Origin of the sequence: Kitasatospora sp. NPDC101801, from assembly GCF_044766665.1 — a bacterium.
Lineage (GTDB): Bacteria > Actinomycetota > Actinomycetes > Streptomycetales > Streptomycetaceae > Kitasatospora.
The window spans coordinates 1-18,498 of record NZ_JBIWML010000017.1 but is presented as its reverse complement, the minus strand read 5'-3'; the positions used below and the strand labels follow the sequence as shown (position 1 = coordinate 18,498).

The following is an 18,498-nucleotide window of genomic DNA, read 5'->3' as shown; positions in this document are numbered from 1 at the left end:
GCCGTCACTTGCCCTGCCCGCGCCGGTAGATCTGACCGTCCGCCTTCGGCATCCGCAGTCGCTGCGAGGCCAGTGCGAGCACCACCAGGGTGATCACGTACGGGGTGGCCACGATCAGCGGACGCGGCACCGAGTCGGTGGTGGCGAACCAGAGCGCCAGACCGCCGGCGACCACGAGGCTGATCGCCGCACCGCGGAACTGACGCCGGTACAGCTTCCAGAGCGCCAGCAGCGCCATCGCGATCGAGACGGTCAGCAGCAGCACGTGCACCGAGTCGGCGTCACGCAGCTGGAGGCTGTCGGTGAAGCCGAACAGGCCCGCACCCATCGCCAGGCCGCCCGGCATCCAGTTGCCGAAGATCATCGCGGCCAGACCGATGAAGCCCCGGCCCTGGGTCATGCCGTCCTTGTAGAAGTGCGCCGCGACCAGCGAGAGGTACGCGCCGGCCAGACCGGCGAACGCGCCCGAGGTGATCACCGCGAGGTACTTGTACTTGTAGACGTTGACGCCCAGCGACTCGGCGGCGGTCGGGTTCTCGCCGCAGGAGCGCAGCCGCAGACCGAAGACCGTCCGCCAGAGCACGAAGTAGCTGGCCACCACGAACACCGCGGCGATCACCACGACCACCGAGAGGTTGGAGACCAGGCCGCCGAGGATGCCCGCGACGTCGGAGACCAGGAACCAGTGGTGCGCCTCGATCTTGTCCAGCCAGTCGGCCAGACCAGGGACGGTGATGTACGGCAGCGGATCGGCCGGCGGGGACTGGTTCGCCCCGGCGCCGAAGGCCACGTAGTCGCGGTAGTAGATCCGGTTGACGTAGGCGCAGATGCCGGGGATCAGCAGGTTGATGCCGACGCCGGAGACGATGTGGTCGACGCCGAAGGTGACGGTGACCAGCGCGTGCAGCAGACCGCCGAGCGCACCGCCCGCCATGCCGGCCAGCAGGCCGACCCAGGGGTTGACCAGGTAGCCGACCCAGGCGCCGCAGAAGGTGCCGGCCACCATCATGCCTTCGAGACCGATGTTGACCACACCGGCCCGCTCGGCCCAGAGACCACCGAGACCGGCCATCGCGATCGGCACCGAGGCGCCGAGCGCGGCGGTGACCTGGCCCGAGGAGGTCAGACCGTGGTTGCCGGTGGCCGCGCCCACGGCGGAGAACAGCAGCAGGGCACCGGCGATCAGCAGCAGCACGACCGGGACGGTCAGCTTGCGCTTCTTGACGGGGGTACCCGGCGACTTCGGCCGGGCGGCAGTGGCGGTACTCATGCGGCCACCTCCTTCTTGGCAGCGGCGGCGGCCTGCGCGGCCAGCTCGGCGCCGACCTTCTGCTGCTGGCGCTTGAGGCCGTAGCGGCGCACCAGCTCGTAGGCGACGACGACGCAGATGACGATGGTGCCCTGCATGACGGTGACGATTTCCTGCGGGTAGTCGCCGTGGGTCGGGAGCTGGGTCCCGGCCACGTCGAGGAAGGCGAACAGCAGCGCCGAGAAGGCGATGCCGATCGGCGAGTTACGACCGAGCAGGGCGACCGAGATGCCGATGAAGCCGAGGCCGGGCTGGATGCCCTGGCCGAAGTAGTAGGAGCTGGAGAGCAGTTCGGGCAGACCGATCAGACCGGCGATGGCACCGGAGACCACCATCGAGGTGATCACCATCCGCTTGACGTTCACGCCGGAGGCGGTGGCGGCGCTCTCCGAGCGGCCGGTGGCGCGCAGGTCGAAACCGAACCGGGTCCGGGTCAGGGTGAACTGGAAGGCGACACCGACCAGGACGGCGATCACCAGGAAGCCCCAGAGGGTCCCGCCCGCGGTCTCCAGCGTGAAGAAGTGGCTGGACGCCGAGACCGGGTCGGTCTGGATGCTGTTGGTGGTGGTGCCCTTCTCCGGCGCGAAGATGCCGGGCACCAGCAGCAGGCCGACCACCGACGTGGCGATGGCGTTCAGCATGATGGTCGAGATGACCTCGCTGACGCCCCGGTAGACCTTGAGCAGGCCGGCGATGCTCGCCCACAGGCCACCGACCGCCATGGCGGTCAGCAGCAGCAGCGGGATCTGCAGGATCGCGGGCAGGTCCACCTGGCTGCCGACGAAGGCGGCGAACAGCACGCCCAGCTTGTACTGGCCGTCGACGCCGATGTTGAAGAGGTTCATCCGGAAGCCGAAGGCGGCGGCGGCACCGGCCAGGTAGTACGTGGTGGCCCGGTTCAGGATGCCCACCTGGCCGTCCGAGGCCGTCCCGTACGTGAACAGCACGTCGAACGCCTCGAACGGCTCCTTGCCCGAGACCGCCAGCAGCACGCTGCAGATCACCAGGGAGAGCAGCACCGCGAGGACCGGGGCGGCGAGGCCGAGCACGATCTTCTCGGTGTCGAACCGCTTCTTCGCCACCGGTGCGGTGGCAGCGGGGTTGGGACTGGTCATGTGGGTTACTCCCCCGCCTGTGCGTCGGTGGCGGTGTCGTCGGTGGGCCGCGCGGGCTCGGTGATCTCGGCCACGAAGGCGTGCGCCTCGGCGACCGCCTCCGGGTCCGACTCGATGCGGCCGGTGGCCGCACCCGTCATCGCGGTGCCCAGGTCCTCGGCCGTCACGGTGGCCGGGTCGGCGTCGGCGACCAGCCGGCCGCGGTAGATCACCCGGATGGTGTCGGAGAGGCCGATCAGCTCGTCCAGGTCGGCGGAGATCAGCAGCACCGCCAGGCCCTCGCGCTGGGCGGCCCGGATCTGCTCCCAGATCTGCGCCTGCGCACCGACGTCCACGCCACGGGTGGGGTGGGAGGCGATCAGCAGCTTGGGGTGGTGGCTCATCTCGCGGCCGATGATCAGCTTCTGCTGGTTGCCACCGGAGAGCGAGGCCGCGGTGACCTCGATGCCGGGCGTGCGGACGTCGTACTCCTCGACGATCCGCCGGGTGTCCTTGCGGGCCCCGGCCGGGTCCAGCAGCAGGCCCTTGGAGTTGGGCTCCTCGGTGACGTGACCGAGGATCCGGTTCTCCCAGAGCGGGGCCTCCAGCAGCAGGCCGTGCTTGTGCCGGTCCTCGGGGATGTAGCCGATCCCGGCCTCGCGGCGGGCCCGGGTCAGCGTCCCGGTCAGGTCCTTGCCGTCCAGCGTGACGGCGCCGCCGTCCAGCGGCAGCATGCCCATGATGGCCTCGACCAGCTCGGCCTGGCCGTTGCCCTCGACGCCGGCGATGCCGAGGATCTCGCCCTTGCGGATCCGCAGCGAGATGTCGTCCAGCACCACGCGCTCGACGCCCTCGGCGTCCGCCTTGGCGATCCGCAGGGTGTCGACCCTGAGCATCTCGGTCTCGGTGACGGTCGACTCGCGGCTCTCCGGGGAGGGCAGCTCGGCACCGACCATCAGCTCGGCCAGCTGACGGGCCGTCACGGTGCGCGGGTCGGCGTCGCCGACCGTGGTGCCGCGGCGGATGACGCTGATCGCGTCGGCCACCGAGAGCACCTCGTGCAGCTTGTGCGAGATGAAGATGACGGTGACGCCCTCGGCCTTGAGCTCGCGCAGGTTGCCGAAGAGCGCGTCGACCTCCTGGGGCACCAGCACGGCGGTGGGCTCGTCCAGGATCAGGATCTTGGCACCCCGGTAGAGCACCTTGAGGATCTCCACCCGCTGGCGGTCCGCCACGCCGAGGTCCTCGACCAGCGCGTCCGGGCGGACGCCCAGGCCGTACTGGTCGGAGATCTCGCGGATCTTCGCCTTGGCCTTGGCTCCTATCCCGTAGAGCTTCTCGCCGCCCAGGACGACGTTCTCCCACACCGTCAGGTAGTCGGCCAGCATGAAGTGCTGGTGCACCATGCCGATGCCGCGCGCGATGGCGTCCCCGGGGGTGTTGAACTCGACCTGCTCGCCGTTGATGGCGATGGTGCCCTCGTCCGGCTTCTGCATGCCGTAGAGGATCTTCATCAGGGTGGACTTGCCCGCCCCGTTCTCGCCCATCAGGGCGTGCACGGTGCCGGGGGCCACGGTGATGTCGATGTCGTGGTTGGCCACGACGCCGGGGAAGCGCTTGGTGATGCCGCGCAGTTCGACGGCCGGTGTCGCCGTCCCCGCGCTGGGGTTGCCGCCCGTGGGGGTCGGGGCGGGTTCGGAAGCGGTGATGGCGATCTCCTGGTGGTCACAGGGCGCGTCGTTGCGCTGGAGAAGGCTTGGGGGAACGGGCGAGGCCCGGTGGCGCGCGTCGTATGCGCACCCGCCGGGCCCCGCCCTGATGCTCTGTCAATCATGCGCGCTGACCGGAGCGGTCGGCGGCAGGCTGAGCGAGTGTCAGCCGGTGGTGGTCGGGATCTTGGTGGCGCCCGAGGTGATGGCCGTGGTGGCCGCGTCCAGCTTCGCCTGGATGTCGGAGATGTAGCCGCCGGTGGTGGCCAGCGACACGCCCTTCTCCTTCAGGTCGAAGTTCTTGGTGCCCGTGATCGGGGTGCCCTTCTTGAAGGCGTCGATGTACGAGAACACCGCGGTGTCGACGTTCTTCACCATCGAGGTGAGGATGCGCTCCTTGTACTTGGACAGGGCCGGCTGGGCGGCCTGGTCCGAGTCGACGCCGATGGCCCACTTCTTCGCGTTGAAGACGGCCTCGATGGCGCCGTTGCCGGAGGAGCCGGCGGCGGAGTAGATGACGTCCGCGCCCTTGTCGATCTGGCCCTGCGCGGCGTCCTTGCCCTTGCCCGGGTCGTTGAAGCCCGAGAAGTCCGGCGGGGTGGTGAGGTAGGTGGTCTCCACCTTGATGTCCGGGGTGACCGACTTGGCGCCCGCGACGTAACCGGCCTCGAACTTCTTGATCAGCTCGGACTGCACGCCACCGATGAAGCCGATGTGCTTCGCGGTGCTCTTCGAGGCGGCGGCGACGCCGGCCAGGTACGAGCCCTCCTGCTCCGAGAACGTCAGCGAGGTGACGTTGGTCGGCTGGGTGGAGGAGCCGGAGTCGATGATCGCGAACTTGACGTTCGGGTTCTCCTTGGCGACCTTCTCGACGGCGCCCTGGTAGACGAAGCCGACGGCGATGATCGGGTTGAAACCACCGGTCACCAGCGTCTTGAGGCGGGTCTCCTTGTCGGCCTCGGCCTCACCGGTCTTGGCCTCGGCCTCGGTGATCTGCACGCCGAGGTCGGCCTTGGCCTTGTCCAGGCCCCGGGCGGCGGAGTCGTTGAACGACTGGTCGCCACGGCCACCGATGTCGTAGGCCATGCCGACCTTGATGCCGGAGGCGCTGCCGGACGCCGAGGCGCCGGTGTTGTTGTCCGTGCTCTTTGCGCCGCAAGCGGCGAGCGAGGCGATGCCCAGGGAACCCGAGAGCACAACCGCGGCGAGCTTCATTGAACGGCGCAAGGGAGTATCTCCTTCTCACACACCCGTATGGCGTGGTCGAGCGCCACCGTAACGCGCGTAGAACACGGTTGTGTTACGGGCAGGAAGGGCATTCGGGTTGTTATCAAAACGTGGTGCTACGTCAGGACGAACCGGACATATGACCACGCTTGCCACACCGGAATGTCACTACTCCCTGGTAGTGCTCCGCCACTCTACGCCGACCGGGGCCAACGGTCTCAGACTCGGCCGTACTCCAGCGCCAGGGCCGCGAACAGCTCCACGCCGATCGCGATCGACCGCTCGTCCACGTCGAAACGGCCCTGGTGGAGGTCGCGGACGGTGCTGTCGTGCGGGCTCCGGACGCCGAGCCGGGCCAGCGCGCCGGGGGCGTGCTCCAGGTACCAGGAGAAGTCCTCGCCGCCGAGACTCTGCTCGGTGTCCTCCACCACCGGGCCCGCGCCGGCCGCGAAGCGGCCGGTCATCGCCGCCTCCAGCTGGCTGATCGACTCGTGCTCGTTCACCACCGGCGGGACGCCGCGGTGGTAGTCCACCGTCCACTTGGCCCGGTACAGCTCGGCCAGCTTGGCGGTCAGCTCGTGCAGCGCGTCCGGCGCCTCGCGCCAGCCGGCCAGCTCCAGGCAGCGGACGGTGCCCTCCAGCTCGGCGTGCTGCGGGATCACGTTCGAGGTGGTGCCGGAGGCGATCCGGCCCCAGACCAGGCTGACGCCCCAGCGCGGGTCCATCCGGCGGGCCAGCGCGGGCGGCAGGTCGGAGGCCAGCCGGGCCACCGCGGTGACCAGATCGGTCGTCAGGTGCGGGCGGGCGGTGTGGCCGCCGGGCCCGTCCAGGTGCAGCACCAGCCGGTCGCAGGCGGAGGTGATCGCGCCGACCTTGAGGCCGATCCGGCCGACCTGGACCTTGGGGTCGCAGTGCACCGCGAAGATCCGGCCGACGTCCGCCATCCCGCCCGCCTCGATGACGTCCAGCGCACCGCCGGGCATCACCTCCTCGGCGGGCTGGAAGATCAGCCGCACCGGCTGCTTCAGCTCGCCCGTCCGGGCCGCCTGGGCCAGCACCAGTGCGGTGCCGAGCACCACCGAGGTGTGCACGTCGTGGCCGCAGGCGTGCGCCCGGCCGGGCAGCGTGGAGCGGTAGGGGGCCTCGGTCTTGGCGTCGTCGATCGGCAGCGCGTCGATGTCCGCCCGGAAGGCCAGGAACGGGGTGCCCGGCTTGTGGCCGGCGGGCAGGATGTCGACCGTCATCCCGGTGCCGCCCGGCAGCAGCTTGGGCGAGAGCCCGGCGGCCAGCAGCCGCTCCCGGAGCAGCCGGGTGGTGCGGAACTCCTGCCGACCGAGCTCGGGGTGCCGGTGCAGGTCACGGCGGAAGGCGATCAACTCCGCCTGGTAGGCCCGTACCCGTGCGCGCAGGTCCGATCCGGGGCGGGCGGGGGTGAGAGTGGCCTGAGCGGCGGGCTGAGGATCGTTCACCTCAACAAGACTAGGCCGGTGGTGGGGTTTTGGCCCGGCTTCCGCCGAACTGGTCCCCGGATGGGTGCATACCGGCCCCGCAGCTGGGTATGACATACCGTTTCGTCCGCCTTCCGTGCTCGCTGATCTGTGCAACGAGCGGTCCCGGGGCAGGACACGGCGCGGACCCCCCGGGCGGCGCGCCCCCGTCCGCCTCGACGGCCCGGCTGACGGACGGTCAGCTCCGCTGCCCGGCGCGGACGCGGACACCCGGGCGGGACGGTCCGGAGGCGGCGGGGACCACGGTCGGGGTCCGGGCCAGGCCCCCTGCGATGATCGGCGGCAACGACCGAACCAGACCTGGGAGTGGAAATGACCGAGCGGAAGGTGGCCGTGGTCACCGGTGCCAGCAGCGGCATCGGTGCGGCGACGGCCCGACGGCTGGCCGCGGACGGCTTCGAGGTGGTGGTGACGGCCCGCCGGACCGACCGGGTCGAGGCCCTGGCCAAGGAGATCGGCGGACGGGCCTACACCGTCGACGTGACCGACCGGACGGCGGTGGACGCGTTCGCCGCCGAGGTCGGCCCGGTCGACGTGCTGGTCAACAACGCCGGCGGCGCGATCGGCGCGGAGAGCGTCGAGAACGGCGACCCGGCCGACTGGCTGGCGATGTACCAGGTGAACGTGCTCGGGGTGCTGCACGTGACGCAGGCCCTGCTGCCCGCGCTGCGGGCGAGCGGCGACGGCACCGTACTGGTGCTCAGTTCGACCGCCGCGCTGGCCGCGTACGAGGGCGGCGGCGGGTACGTGGCGGCGAAGACCGCCGCGCACACCGTGGCGGCCACCCTGCGGCTGGAGCTGTGCGGCGAGCCGATCCGGGTGATCGAGATCGCACCCGGCATGGTGAAGTCCGAGGGGTTCGCGGTCACCCGGTTCCGGGGCGACGAGGAGAAGGCGGCGGCGGTCTACGCGGGCGTGGCCGAACCGCTCAGCTCCGAGGACGTCGCCGACACCGTCTCCTGGGCGGTCACCCGGCCGCCGCACGTCAACATCGACCTACTGGTGGTCCGGCCGCGCGCCCAGGCGGCCAACCACAAGGTGCACCGGGGCTGACCACCGTCCGTCGTCGGGGTGGCCGACCCGGTCGGCCACCTCAACGAACATGACAACGTCACGACTTGATAGCTCGATCGAGTGAATTCGACATGACCCTTCCTCAATTGACGAACCCTCAACTACCGTGGTGCCGCTGCCCGGGCGGTCCACAAGATCCCTGGTCCCGGGCCTGGGCGAGCGGTTCCGTACGGAACCGCTGACCACCTACGTTTCGTCTCTGGAGCATCTCCCCTTCCCGCCCTCACGAGGAGGACCCGCTGTCCAGTGACATCCCGCCGCAACGGTTCGACCTGCCGTTGCTGGTGCCGTCCCTGCTCGGGCTTCACCGTTTCAACGAGGCCGACCCCGGCGCCGCCGAGGAGGCCCTCCTGGCCTGCTGCGGTAGTCACCGCTGGGCCCTCCGGCTCACCGCACACCGCCCCTACCCCGACATAGAGGCCCTGTTGGCCGCCGCCAGCGAGGCGTCCTACGACCTGCGTCCGGCCGATCTGGCCGAGGCGCTGGCCGACGAGAGCTGGATGCCGCAGCCGCTGCTCGGCATGTGCGCACCCGGCAGCCAGGCCGCGCACACCGCACTGCGGGCCGCCCACGCGGCGTACGAGGCGCGCTTCGGCCACGTCTTCGTGGTCTGCCTGGACGGGATCGAACCGGAGGAGATGCTCGACACCGTGCTCACGTCCGTACGGACCAGGCTCGCCAACGACCCGGACGAGGAGCGGCTGATCGCGGCCGACGAGCTGCGCCGGATCGCCCTGACCCGGCTGGAGCACCTGGTCGCCTCGGCCGCCGCCCGGTCGGGCAACTGACCCGGCCGCCGCCACTGCCGGGCCGGCGGTGGCGGCGGCGTCGGGAGCGTCCCCGGAGGTGAGCCGCCGTCAGGAGGAAGCCCTCGCGCCGCCGCGGGACCATCACGCAGAGTCACATTCGGGGGTCCGATTAGGCCGTGCGTGCCTGATTGATCACACCTGACACCCCCGGAGGCGGTTCACGACACGGCGTCGATAGGATGCTGGCGGCCGGAGGACCGTACCGGCCGGGCTGACCGACACCGAAGCCGGCCGAGCCCCCAATCCGCTTCCGGAGGGTTTTCCGTGCCGGCTGGAACGCTGTACCGCGGCCGGGAAGGCATGTGGAGTTGGGTGGCTCATCGAGTCACCGGCGTCCTCATCTTCTTCTTCCTGTTCGCCCATGTTCTCGACACCGCACTCGTGCGGGTGTCCCCCGAGTCGTACGACACCGTCATCGCGACGTACAAGACACCGCTGGTGAACCTGATGGAGTACGGCCTCACCGCCGCCATCCTGTTCCACGCCCTGAACGGCCTCCGGGTCATCGCGGTGGACTTCTGGTCCAAGGGCCCGAAGCTCCAGAAGCAGATGCTCTGGACCGTCGTGGGTGTCTGGGTCGTCCTGCTGGCGGCGTCGTTCTACCACATCCTCCAGCACACGCTGCGTACCTGGTTCGGGGGCTGATCCGCGATGGCTACTGACGCCAACGAGACCCTGGTGGTTCCCTCGCTCCAGGCCCACACGGGCCAGGGCCTGGGCACCGGGAACCCCGCCGACGCCTTCGTCGTCGAGCCCCCCCGTGCGCGTACCAAGAAGACCCCTCGGCGTACCCGCACCAACTTCGAGATGCTCGCCTGGCTGTTCATGCGCCTGTCGGGTGTCCTGCTGGTCGTGCTGATCCTCGGTCACCTGCTGATCATGCTGGTGCTCGACGGTGGCGTGTCGAAGATCAACTTCGCCTTCGTGGCGGGTCGCTGGGCCTCGCCGTTCTGGCAGGGCTGGGACCTGCTGATGCTGTGGCTCGCCATGCTGCACGGCAGCAACGGCATGCGCACGGTCATCAACGACTACGCGGAGAAGGACTCCACCAGGCTGTGGCTGAAGACCCTGATGGGCGCCGCGACCGTGTTCACGGTCCTGCTCGGCACCCTGGTGATCTTCACCTTCGACCCGAACATCTAATCGGCCAGCCAGAGGCGACGTAGACCCCATGCAGATTCACAAGTACGACACCGTCATCGTCGGCGCCGGTGGCGCGGGCATGCGCGCGGCCATCGAGTCGACCCAGCGCAGCCGCACCGCGGTGCTGACCAAGCTGTACCCCACCCGCTCCCACACCGGCGCGGCCCAGGGCGGCATGTGCGCCGCCCTCGCCAACGTCGAGGAGGACAACTGGGAGTGGCACACCTTCGACACGATCAAGGGTGGTGACTACCTGGTCGACCAGGACGCCGCCGAGATCATGTGCAAGGAGGCGATCGACGCCGTTCTCGACCTGGAGAAGATGGGCCTCCCGTTCTCCCGGACCGAGCAGGGCCGGATCGACCAGCGGCGCTTCGGCGGCCACACCCGCAACCACGGCGAGGCGGCGGTCCGCCGCTCCTGCTACGCGGCCGACCGCACCGGTCACATGATCCTGCAGACGCTGTTCCAGAACTGCGTCAAGCACGGCGTCGAGTTCTTCAACGAGTTCTACGTCCTGGACCTGCTGATCAACGACGGCAAGACCGCGGGCGTCGTCGCCTACGAGCTGGCCACCGGCGAGATCCACGTCTTCCAGGCCAAGTCGGTGGTCTTCGCCTCCGGCGGCACCGGCAAGTTCTTCAAGGTGACCTCCAACGCGCACACCCTGACCGGCGACGGCCAGGCGCTGGTCTACCGGCGCGGCCTGCCGCTGGAGGACATGGAGTTCTTCCAGTTCCACCCGACGGGCATCTGGCGGATGGGCATCCTGCTCACCGAGGGCGCCCGCGGCGAGGGCGGCATCCTCCGCAACAAGGACGGCGAGCGCTTCATGGAGCGCTACGCCCCGGTCATGAAGGACCTCGCGTCCCGTGACGTCTGCTCCCGCGCGATCTACACCGAGATCCGCGAGGGTCGCGGCTGCGGTCCGGACGGCGACCACGTCTACCTGGACCTCACGCACCTTCCGCCGGAGCAGCTGGACGCCAAGCTCCCGGACATCACCGAGTTCGCCCGGACCTACCTCGGCATCGAGCCCTACACGGACCCGATCCCGATCCAGCCCACGGCGCACTACGCGATGGGCGGCATCCCGACCAACGTCGAGGGCGAGGTGCTGCGCAACAACACCGACGTGGTGCCCGGCCTCTACGCGGCCGGCGAGGTGGCCTGCGTCTCGGTGCACGGCGCCAACCGCCTGGGCACCAACTCGCTGCTCGACATCAACGTGTTCGGCAAGCGGGCCGGGATCGCCGCCGCCGACTACGCGGGGACCGTCGACTTCACCGAGCTCCCCGAGAACCCGGCCGAGAAGGTCATCTCGATCATCGAGGGCCTCCGTGACTCCGAGGGCACCGAGTCGGTCGCGCAGATCCGCAAGGAGCTGCAGGAGACCATGGACACCAACGCCATGGTCTACCGCACCGGCGAGACCCTCAAGCAGGCCGTGGCCGACATCGCCGGCCTGCGCGAGCGGTACAAGAACGTCGCGATCCAGGACAAGGGCCAGCGCTACAACACGGACCTGCTGGAGGCCGTCGAGCTGGGCAACCTGCTCGACCTGGCCGAGGTGCTGGCCGTCTCCGCGCTCGCCCGCGAGGAGTCGCGCGGCGGTCACTACCGCGAGGACTTCCCGACCCGTGACGACGTGAAGTTCATGCAGCACACCATGGCGTACCAGGAGGTCGCCGCGGACGGCACCACCTCGATCCGCCTCGACTACAAGCCGGTCGTCACGACCCGCTACCAGCCGATGGAGCGTAAGTACTGATGAGCACTCCGACCGTGGAGAAGCACTCGGCCGCTCTGGACGCGGCCGAGGCCGGTGGCGTCAAGCTGATCACCGTGACCCTCAGGATCCGCCGGTTCAACCCGGAGGAGCTGCCGGACCCGGTGTGGGTCGACTACCAGCTGGAGATGGACCCGAAGGAGCGCGTCCTGGACGCCCTCAACAAGGTCAAGTGGGAGCAGGACGGCACGCTGACGTACCGTCGGTCCTGTGCGCACGGCATCTGCGGCTCCGACGCGATGCGGATCAACGGCCGCAACCGGCTGGCGTGCAAGACCCTGATCAAGGACGTCAACCCGGAGCAGCCGATCACGATCGAGGCCATCAAGGGCCTCGCGGTCCTCAAGGACCTGATCGTGGACATGGACCCGTTCTTCCAGGCGTACAAGGACGTCATGCCGTTCCTGATCACCAACGGGAACGAGCCGACCCGCGAGCGCCTGCAGACCGCCGAGGACCGCGAGCGGTTCGACGACACCACCAAGTGCATCCTGTGCGCCGCGTGCACCTCGTCCTGCCCGGTGTTCTGGAACGACGGCCAGTACTTCGGCCCGGCCGCCATCGTCAACGCGCACCGCTTCATCTTCGACTCGCGCGACGAGGGTGCCGAGCAGCGCCTGGAGATCCTGAACGACCGTGAGGGCGTGTGGCGTTGCCGCACCACCTTCAACTGCTCCGAGGCCTGCCCGCGTGGCATCGAGGTCACCAAGGCGATCCAGGAAGTGAAGCGGGCCCTGGTGACCCGCCGCTTCTAGTCGTCGCCACACCCCGAGGGCCCGTCCTAAGATCTCCGGACGGGCCCTCGGTCGTCGGCCTTGGACCGACCGGTCCTACTTCAGCAGACCGCGGTCCTTCGGGTTGGTCACCCCGGTGAAGGTGAGCAGGTGCCGGCCGGCGGTGACGGCGTAGAGGTTGCCGTCGGCGCTGCTGTCCAGGGTCGGGTAGTCGGCGACCGGGAAGCTGCCGACCACGGCGCCCGCCGCCGGGGCGGCGAGGGCGGCGAAGTCGTACGTGCCGTCGGCGGCCTTCGGGACGGCGTACTCCCGGAGCTGACCGGTCGCCAGCTCGCGCGACCGCAGGGTGAGCGAGCCGTCGGCGGCGACGGCAGGCTCGATCACCTGGTAGCCGGCCCAGGCGGCGCCGGTGCTCAGCCGCTTGGCGCTCCAGAACCGGAGGTTACCCGGCTCGGCGAACAGCCAGAGGTCGTCGTCCTCGACGCTGAGCACCGAGGAGCCGGGGAACTCGTCGAGCGGGCCGAGCCCGACCAGCTGGGTCGCCCGGCTCCAGTCCGACGCCATCCCGGGCGTCCCGTCCGGCCTTCCGGCAACCAGGGTGGCTCCGTTGGTGAACCCGCCCTGGTCGAAGTTCCGGTAGAAGTACGTGTACTCCTGCCCCGGGGCGAGTACGAGCAGGTCGTTCACCGGATCGTGGCCCTCGTATCCCCGGTTCACGATCTCCGTCCCCGCCCAGCTCACCGCGGACGGCGACTGGTAGGCCGAGATGACGGAGGACGGGGTGGTACCGGTCCCGCCGGTGCTGATCACCTGGAGGTCGCCGGCCTGGTCCGGAAGCAGGATGTCCGCGATTCCGTCACCGTCCACATCACCGGGGCCACTCACCGGGTGGGGGTTCCACGGGGCGTAGAACCCGTAGTTCACCGAATGCGTGATGTTTCCCGCATCGTCCATGGCCTGGACGGTGAGGTTGTTGCTGCCCCACTGCGTGGGCTTGATCTGGACGGTCGCGCTGCCGTCCGGTCGAGCCCGGACGTCACAGGTCGCACCCACCCCGAGGACGTTGTTCAGGACGTACCGGTAGCAGGTCGCGTCAGCGCTGCTGAAGGTGAAGGTGCCGACCTGGCCCGCGTACTTCTGCGGGGTCTGGCCGCTGCCCGAGGCCGGGAAGTCGGTGGAGGACACGGTGGTGACCGGGGCGGTGACGTCCACCCGGAAGTGGCACTTGGGGGTGGGCTTGCCGCCGCCTGCCGGCCAGTAGCGCCAGGCGTAGGTGTGACCGTCCGTCAGGCCGGTGGGGGCTGCGGAGAGCAGGCCGTCGACGGCGGGGACGGACTGGTCGAAGAGCTTGCCGCCGGTGGTCTCGTCCCACAGCGCGTAGCGGGCCTGGGTACCGGTGGTGCGGGCGGTCAGGACCGGGGCGGTGGTCCGGACGAAACCGGGCGCCGTGGTGTCGTCGCAGGCATCCGTGCGGGCGCCGGTGGAGGCGAAACCCGGGGCCGGGACGGCGTGCGGGTCGGTGACGGCGGAGCCGGCCGCCGATGCGGCGGGGGCGGACAGCAGACCGGCCGCGAGCGCGACGGTGGCGGCGGCGGTCAGCAGCCGTGCGGGATACATCTGGATGACCCACTCCTGGAGAGGAAATGGGGTGCGTCGTGCACGCCTCCCGGCGGGGATCCTGGCAGGGCCGCCGGGTGGGGGCAACGGCATTTCTCAGGGGCGGCGCAGGGTGCGCAGGCTGCGGACGCCGATGCCGCCGACCGCCAGGCCGAGGAGGAGCGAGGTGACGGCGAGCAGCAGGTGGACCCAGAAGAAGGCGGTGGGCCGGCCGTGGTCGCCGCCGACGAAAGCCTGGCCGCCGGAGTCCTTCCAGAGGTTCTTCAGGAAGGTCGTTCACGCGCAAGAACCTAGTGAACTGGACGACCCCCGGTGGTCAGACTGGAGACCATGGGCCAGATACTGGCAAGGAACCGCCCCTCTCACCGCCTGAAGGACGCCCCGTGAAGCTCACCCGCCCCGTTTCCTGGTTCCTCGCAGTATTCGGCGTCTGGTCTTGGGTGATCTGGGCAACCTTCGCCAAGAACCTATGGAAGGACTCCGGCGGCCAGGCGTTCGCCAACGGCGACCATGGGCAGCCGACCACTTTCTTCTGGGTCCACCTGCTGCTCACCGTCGTCTCGTTCCTGCTGGGGACGGCCGTCGGTGTCATTGGCCTCCGGGGCCTTCTCGCATCCCGTCGCGCCGACAAGTAGCGGTTGGCAGCCTCAGCCAAGCGGCATGACGTAGACGCCTTGGTCAAGATGTGAGAAGCCCTGTCGCTCCCACGCCTTTCGGAGCTTGGTCACAGCCTCTTCGTCCGGCCGCCGGATCTCCGGGTCGTCCGACTCGTAGGAGCACGGTTCAGCGGGCCCGTGGTCATGGATGGGGGCGGGGTAGCAGATGGCCAGCGTTCGGGGCACAGCGAGCCGTCGCAGCGCCGTAATGGCCAGGCTCATGCCCACGCCCTTGCCCCGCCATTCGTCCGCGACGTGGACCGACTCCAACAGGAGCAGCAGCGAGGGGCGCAGCTCGGCCAGCGCGGGGACCAGGTCGCCATCCTCGGTGAAGATCACGCGCGGGATGCGGTCGAGTAGGCCAGGGTCAACTTCGTACGCCCGCAAGGGGTTTGGAGTCACTCCGGGGACTACGCGCGTGATGGTGGCAGTACCGATGTTCGGCACGCTGGCCGTGTAGAACGTGGCCGTCCAGCGCTCGGCGAACTGTGACCAGTCGGCATCGGCGTAGTGCGCCGCCGCATACGAGATCACGAACCGTTCAGCCATGGGGCTCCCTTGCAACGGGACTGCCCCGGGCAACTCGCGCCCGGGGCAGTCAGTCTGCTACTTCTGCGGCTGCTGCGGCGGGGTCTCCGGGGCGGGGTTGCCCTGGTGCTTCGGCGGGGGCTTCTCCGCACCCTTGTGCTTGGACTCGATGATCTCAACGGGCATGGTGGTCTCCTCTACTCGAAGCTGACGGCGGTGGCGGTGTCCGGCGCCGTCGGGCCGGGCGGTCGCTCCGTCTTCTTGGTCGGGTCGTCGCGCATACTGGTGACTCCTCACACTGAGGGAACCGGCCGCCTGATGGTGGTCAGGCCGTTCGGTGTTGCGGACCCCGCTCCGGTCGGTGTGCTGTCCAGGAACGCCGATCGGGGCGGGAGCTTTGGAGACAAGGGCTCAGCTCTACGGCTTGCCCTTGCCATCGGACTTGGCCTTGAACTTGTCGACCAGCGCAGCCTTGTCGGCCCCCTGCTTGTTCGCGGCGGCTGTCCCCTTGGGATCAACCTTGTCGCCGCTGCTGCTGCCCCGGTTCTTACCGAGATTGGGCATAGGGGTGCCTTTCGTTGGGGCGCGTCACTGTCGGGTGTGGCAACCCGTACCGGGCCGTACGACCCTTTCAACGGCCCGGTACGGGGGTCTTAGATGCGGTGGCGGTATAGCCCCATGGCCGCCCGCAGCTTCCGCATGGTCTCCGACTCAGCGGGCCTCAACGCGCTTGGGCCGCACGGGGAGTTGGGTTCGTCGGGGGTCTCACCTGACTGCTCATCCGGCTGGCCGGCGGGGGACGGGGGCTCGGACCACACTGCGGCGCTGTCCATCCGGGAATCCTCTCGTTGTGACCGGCTCAAGCCGCACGGCGCGTGTTGATCACCCGGGTTCGAACAGTGCACGGGACCTTGGTGCCAGTCACTTCGTGCGGCTCCCGAGAGTGGCCACAGCCGGGGCATATGTACGGCCGCCCCCTGGCCAACACAGCGGCCTGGCCCCTGAGGTAGTTCTCGCGGTCCTGCGCGCGCTGCGCGGGGGTGGTTGTGGACCGGTCCCGCCAGTCGTCTTGGCGCTTCACCGGTTCGCCGCTCTGTCCGGACACTCCGGCCTGTCGCAGGTGCACGGCGGCCAGTCCCGCAGAATGCCCCGCCCAACGGCCTTGGCAGCTTCCTCGACTCCCGCACGGAACTCTCGCAGTCGGTCTGTTTTCCGTTCGGCCTCCGCCATGCGCCGCCCACCTCGCTCGCCTGATCGACTATTCCGAATTGCAATCAGGCTAAGAGGACTCCAGGACGGCAATCAACTATATTCCCGTCCGTGACTAAAGATCTCTACGGCACACTGCCGACCACTCAGAAAGCTGCGATCGGGCATCGTCCCCAAAAAGTGCATTTCGCTCGTAGCTGGCGAACTCATCAAGGTAGCTCGCTACGTCACGGGAGTCCCGGAAAACCATCGCGCCAGTCGAGATTTCGACTGTCGCCATCCTCTCGTCATAAATCGTGAAGGTATTGAGCGGACATCCCGGCAAGTGACCGCTGATCGGGATTACACCAATCCTTACACTCGCCAGGTGACTCAGCGACACCAACCGATCAATTTGAATGGCCATGGCGGCCGGCGGAAGAAGAGGCCACCTGACCGCCTGTTCAGTGAGAATGAATGTGAAGCTCTTTTTGGGGTCATAGAGGATGGCCTGCCGGTCGAGCTTCTTTGCAATCGCCTTGCTGTGGTCACCAGGGATATGGCCAAGGCTCGCCTTGATGTACTCCGGGGTCGAGAGTAGAGCGGTAATCATCGACAGCAGGAAGAACCTAAATTCCTGCGAGGTCTTCTCAAGATCGGAGAGTTCACTCTGCTTCTTCTCTAGCCCCTTGCGCCGCAGCGCACGAGCGTCTTGCCATTCGGTATTTGCGATCCTTGCCAGAGCAGTGATCTCAGCAATAAGTGCAGGCGGAGCCTCCAGGGCTCGCAAGATGCGCTCTACATCCACCAAGGAAGGCGTAGTCTTCCCGGTCTCAATCTTGCTGATTTTTGACTGAGAGATGGAACAACGCTGAGCGGGCCGGTCTCCGCTCAGACCGGCCCGCTTGCGTAGCTCTTTCAATGTTTCCGCTAGGTCAGTCTTGCCCCGGCCTAGCTCTTCAGGATCGAAGGTCAATCTTGCTCACGTACTCCAGGAACGGAACTGACTCCGAAATGGCAATTTGCTGGCATTCGATGAAGGGATTCGGATCACCCCTGTAGACCTCTCGGTTGACCTGTCGGCCGTCCGGCTCATAATTCATGAGCACGATGGTCTTCTTGTCGAACATCCAGAAATCCTGAATACCCGACAGCGGGTTCTCTCGGCCGGTCACATCAAGGATGCGGATATCCTCGCCAGCTCGGGCACTGTGCGCATAGTACCGCTGGAATTCGAATCGGAGGTAATCCGACAGCGGACGAGAAAGGATGTGAACTCGCCCGATACTACCGCCGTTTTCCTTGCACCGGCGAATCAGCCCAGTCCAGTAGTCCTCGAATGGGCCCGCGAACGTCTCACCCGAGCGAAACCGGCGGAATTCCTCAGCCTCCTGCGGCATCCGATATTCCGGAAGAGTCTCAAGCCGCCACGCTTCCGTCTGGAAGTCTCGGAACTTGGCTTGCCACTCTTCACCATCCAAGAACACGGATGGCCTCCCGAAGAACCGCTTTGGGAATCTCAACCAGTCCCTCACCTTCCGGCGGGGTGAAGCCGTTGAACAAGTCGCCCTGAACCACGAACGACCCCCGATCCGTGGCGTAGACGTTGGGGCAGTCGTTCTGACCACACTCCCCCGAACCACTGCCGTTACCTGTACCCGTAAGTCGAGTGAGCCCCGGCTTGTTCGCCATCGTGAACCCCCTTGCCAGCGGCCTCGGTTGGGCCGATCGCAGACGACGCTACGCAGCTAGGGCGCATCGGTCCATGCGAACACAGAACTATTCCTGTTCTGGCATAAAAGATCTTGGATGATCCTGGCAGTTCGATCCGCCAACGAGAGAAAGCCCCCGCCCGACCCTTGAAGGGCCAGGCGAGGGCATGGGGCTGCTCAGCGGGTCCGGTATGGCGATCGACGCCAGATCAGGGCCATTGCGTGTTCGGGATTGGTCCGGTTCGCCGGTCTCGTGTATGACGTGACGTCATATCCCGTTATAGGGCGGGATGTTCCCAGGGAAGCAGTGCAGGCACGGCGCCGGTGATCATGTGGTTGTCGAGACCCATGAGAACCGAGCGAGACCGTGCCTGCCCGAACATCATCGCCCATGCCCGCCG

18 protein-coding genes and 1 pseudogene are annotated in these 18,498 nt (G+C 68.2%); 7 read left to right on the top strand and 12 right to left on the bottom strand.

Annotated features, from left to right (window positions below):
• Positions 1-4 precede the first annotated feature (4 nt).
• The 5 genes from ACIRPK_RS19895 to ACIRPK_RS19875 all read right to left on the bottom strand — a co-directional run bounded on the left by ACIRPK_RS19895 (position 5) and on the right by ACIRPK_RS19875 (position 6,808).
• The gene (locus ACIRPK_RS19895; RefSeq protein WP_403040562.1) at positions 5-1,270 is read right to left on the bottom strand and encodes an ABC transporter permease; all 1,266 of its coding nucleotides are present in this window, start codon (positions 1,268-1,270) and stop codon (positions 5-7) included.
• A complete protein-coding gene (locus tag ACIRPK_RS19890) occupies positions 1,267-2,424 on the bottom strand; it encodes an ABC transporter permease (protein ID WP_403040561.1) in 1,158 nt (385 codons plus the stop codon). Before ACIRPK_RS19890 ends, ACIRPK_RS19895 begins: the two co-directional genes overlap by 4 nt.
• Before the next feature lie 5 nt (positions 2,425-2,429).
• Entirely contained in the window at positions 2,430-4,004 is a 1,575-nt protein-coding gene (locus ACIRPK_RS19885) for an ABC transporter ATP-binding protein (protein WP_403040560.1), read from the bottom strand.
• A 273-nt stretch (positions 4,005-4,277) separates the two neighbouring features.
• Entirely contained in the window at positions 4,278-5,339 is a 1,062-nt protein-coding gene (locus tag ACIRPK_RS19880; protein ID WP_403040559.1) for a BMP family protein, read from the bottom strand.
• 218 nt (positions 5,340-5,557) lie between these two features.
• Positions 5,558-6,808, bottom strand: coding sequence for an amidohydrolase (locus ACIRPK_RS19875; RefSeq protein WP_403040558.1), 1,251 nt, complete (start codon positions 6,806-6,808; stop codon positions 5,558-5,560).
• Between the two features lie 351 nt (positions 6,809-7,159).
• Here ACIRPK_RS19875 and ACIRPK_RS19870 point away from each other — a divergent pair, with 351 nt between their 5' ends.
• The 6 genes from ACIRPK_RS19870 to ACIRPK_RS19845 all read left to right on the top strand — a co-directional run bounded on the left by ACIRPK_RS19870 (position 7,160) and on the right by ACIRPK_RS19845 (position 12,417).
• Positions 7,160-7,900: an SDR family oxidoreductase gene (locus ACIRPK_RS19870; RefSeq protein WP_403040557.1), complete on the top strand. Its 741-nt coding sequence runs from the start codon at positions 7,160-7,162 to the stop codon at positions 7,898-7,900.
• A gap of 293 nt (positions 7,901-8,193) precedes the next feature.
• Positions 8,194-8,709, top strand: a complete 516-nt coding sequence (locus tag ACIRPK_RS19865; RefSeq protein WP_403040650.1) for a 2-oxo-4-hydroxy-4-carboxy-5-ureidoimidazoline decarboxylase — start codon at positions 8,194-8,196, stop codon at positions 8,707-8,709.
• A gap of 285 nt (positions 8,710-8,994) precedes the next feature.
• Positions 8,995-9,375: a succinate dehydrogenase, cytochrome b556 subunit gene (sdhC, locus tag ACIRPK_RS19860; protein WP_403040556.1), complete on the top strand. Its 381-nt coding sequence runs from the start codon at positions 8,995-8,997 to the stop codon at positions 9,373-9,375.
• Between the two features lie 6 nt (positions 9,376-9,381).
• The gene (gene sdhD / locus ACIRPK_RS19855) at positions 9,382-9,873 is read left to right on the top strand and encodes a succinate dehydrogenase, hydrophobic membrane anchor protein (RefSeq protein ID WP_403040555.1); all 492 of its coding nucleotides are present in this window, start codon (positions 9,382-9,384) and stop codon (positions 9,871-9,873) included.
• Between the two features lie 28 nt (positions 9,874-9,901).
• A complete protein-coding gene (gene sdhA, locus ACIRPK_RS19850) occupies positions 9,902-11,644 on the top strand; it encodes a succinate dehydrogenase flavoprotein subunit (protein WP_403040554.1) in 1,743 nt (580 codons plus the stop codon).
• A complete protein-coding gene (locus ACIRPK_RS19845) occupies positions 11,644-12,417 on the top strand; it encodes a succinate dehydrogenase iron-sulfur subunit (protein ID WP_403040553.1) in 774 nt (257 codons plus the stop codon). The genes sdhA and ACIRPK_RS19845 overlap by 1 nt, the downstream gene beginning before the upstream one ends.
• Positions 12,418-12,492: 75 nt before the next feature.
• Here the strand turns inward: ACIRPK_RS19845 and ACIRPK_RS19840 are convergent, their stop codons facing one another.
• Together ACIRPK_RS19840 and ACIRPK_RS19835 are read right to left on the bottom strand one after the other, a co-directional pair.
• Positions 12,493-14,013: a hypothetical protein gene (locus ACIRPK_RS19840; protein WP_403040552.1), complete on the bottom strand. Its 1,521-nt coding sequence runs from the start codon at positions 14,011-14,013 to the stop codon at positions 12,493-12,495.
• A 96-nt stretch (positions 14,014-14,109) separates the two neighbouring features.
• A pseudogene (locus ACIRPK_RS19835) lies at positions 14,110-14,286 on the bottom strand (SCO4848 family membrane protein); the annotation flags it as partial.
• A 110-nt stretch (positions 14,287-14,396) separates the two neighbouring features.
• Between ACIRPK_RS19835 and ACIRPK_RS19830 the strand changes: the two are divergent.
• On the top strand, positions 14,397-14,648 hold the full coding sequence (locus ACIRPK_RS19830; protein WP_403040551.1) for an SCO4848 family membrane protein: 252 nt from the start codon (positions 14,397-14,399) through the stop codon (positions 14,646-14,648).
• 12 nt (positions 14,649-14,660) lie between these two features.
• On the opposite strand, the gene ACIRPK_RS19825 is transcribed toward ACIRPK_RS19830, so the two are convergent.
• The 5 genes from ACIRPK_RS19825 to ACIRPK_RS19805 all read right to left on the bottom strand — a co-directional run bounded on the left by ACIRPK_RS19825 (position 14,661) and on the right by ACIRPK_RS19805 (position 18,077).
• Positions 14,661-15,218, bottom strand: a complete 558-nt coding sequence (locus ACIRPK_RS19825; protein WP_403040550.1) for a hypothetical protein — start codon at positions 15,216-15,218, stop codon at positions 14,661-14,663.
• A 396-nt stretch (positions 15,219-15,614) separates the two neighbouring features.
• The gene (locus ACIRPK_RS19820) at positions 15,615-15,761 is read right to left on the bottom strand and encodes a hypothetical protein (protein WP_403040549.1); all 147 of its coding nucleotides are present in this window, start codon (positions 15,759-15,761) and stop codon (positions 15,615-15,617) included.
• Positions 15,762-16,521: 760 nt separating this feature from the next.
• A complete protein-coding gene (locus ACIRPK_RS19815; RefSeq protein WP_403040548.1) occupies positions 16,522-17,361 on the bottom strand; it encodes a helix-turn-helix domain-containing protein in 840 nt (279 codons plus the stop codon).
• Entirely contained in the window at positions 17,345-17,872 is a 528-nt protein-coding gene (locus ACIRPK_RS19810) for a DUF6879 family protein (RefSeq protein WP_403040547.1), read from the bottom strand. Before ACIRPK_RS19810 ends, ACIRPK_RS19815 begins: the two co-directional genes overlap by 17 nt.
• The gene (locus ACIRPK_RS19805) at positions 17,856-18,077 is read right to left on the bottom strand and encodes a hypothetical protein (RefSeq protein ID WP_403040545.1); all 222 of its coding nucleotides are present in this window, start codon (positions 18,075-18,077) and stop codon (positions 17,856-17,858) included. Before ACIRPK_RS19805 ends, ACIRPK_RS19810 begins: the two co-directional genes overlap by 17 nt.
• Positions 18,078-18,498: the final 421 nt, after the last annotated feature.